Annotated in this window: 1 protein-coding gene; it reads right to left on the bottom strand. The window is 37.6% G+C overall.

Annotated features, from left to right (window positions below; all coding sequences use genetic code 11):
* Positions 1 to 29 precede the first annotated feature (29 nt).
* On the bottom strand, positions 30 to 1,193 hold the full coding sequence (locus tag DW640_RS23235) for an IS4 family transposase (RefSeq protein ID WP_113747901.1): 1,164 nt from the start codon (positions 1,191 to 1,193) through the stop codon (positions 30 to 32).
* Between the last annotated feature and the right edge of the window lie 123 nt (positions 1,194 to 1,316).

The raw sequence follows: 1,316 nt of genomic DNA, 5'->3' as shown, positions 1-1,316 counted from the left end.
CATTAGTGTCCCATTAAAATTGGGACGAATTAAAAATTAAACAACCTTGGCCCATTTGGTCCGAATCGTTCTTTGTCATTTTGAAATTTAGTTTTATTAAAGAGGTCTCTCAGATGAGTCTTATCAGTCAATGAGATGCTCAGTATTTGTAACACTTCATATGTACTTCTGTCCAGTTGCATATCGTGTTGAATGATTGCCACCAAACAGTAAGCGCATATAGCAGCATATATCTGTATTCGAACAGCATTCTCTGTAGTTCCCCAAAATCTTTTGATTTTAAGGTGCTGCTTGAGCCATTTGAAAAACAGCTCTACCTGCCAGCGATTTTTATAAAGTTCAGCAACTTGAAGCGCAGATATATGCATCGCATTGGTTATGAATATAAATTCTCGTTCTTGTTCTTCATCCCAATATTTAACCAGCCTAAGTGGCTCTGGGTAATATTGTTTAGGATAGAATCCTGTCAGAAGTACACTCGCGTCTGAAAGCACATTCTTAGGCAGCCTACGTTTCCATTGGATGGATTTGTACCCGAGATTCTTTTTTGCTCTGACAACAAAGTAGGCTTCAATTTGATGAATTTTATACAGCATTTTGAAGTTGTTATAACCGCGGTCAAAGATGTAATAAGAGCTTGGTTCATAAGGAATTTCAATCATGACTTTAGAATCGTGTACGGATGCTTCCGTGATATGAAAGAATGCAGGAATCTGTGTTTCCACATCATATAATGTATGCACTTTGATACCACCTTTATTTTTGCGGAATTTTGCCCACCAAAAGACTGAAAGGCACAGGTCAATAGTTGTCGAATCGAAAGCATAAACGTTACCGCCAAGTTTGAAAATATGATTAGCACACTTTTGTCGTGCTTCGCTAACCAGGTAGTAAGCATATTCTTCAAAGATGTGATAGTCTCTATCTTGATTTGCTCTTGCCAGCGATGACTTTGATACATTTTTACCCATTCCTAAATGATAACATTTGGAATGATGAGCTTCAAGAGCAACTATCAAATCTCGCAGACTTTCACGATTAGAAAGTTGGCCAAACATCAAAGCAAGTAGTTGATTCCAGCAGGTGAAGTGCTTCACATATTTGTCGCCATCATACTTGGTGACTATGCGGTTAAACTTACTTCGATTCAGAAATGAAGCCAATTGAGCGAAAACGTATTTGTCTTGGAACATATGCCATCGGATTAATCTGATGCAAAGCTACAAATTCAAGTCCGTTCGCTCGGAGAATCGCTGTAACTAACTAAATTTCAAATATTTCAAAGAACTCTTTTAGATTTTAATGGGACAGTAATG

The sequence above is a fragment of the Bacteroides sp. AM23-12 genome (assembly GCF_003434395.1).
Lineage (GTDB): Bacteria > Bacteroidota > Bacteroidia > Bacteroidales > Bacteroidaceae > Bacteroides > Bacteroides thetaiotaomicron.
The sequence above is the reverse complement of the archived record's forward strand: the minus strand, read 5'-3'. Positions and strand labels throughout refer to the sequence as shown.

What these genes read in the sequence shown, in the direction of transcription:
- DW640_RS23235 (WP_113747901.1), bottom strand. Translation starts at nt 1,193, where the DNA reads ATGTTCCAAGACAAATACGTTTTCGCTCAATTGGCTTCATTTCTGAAT.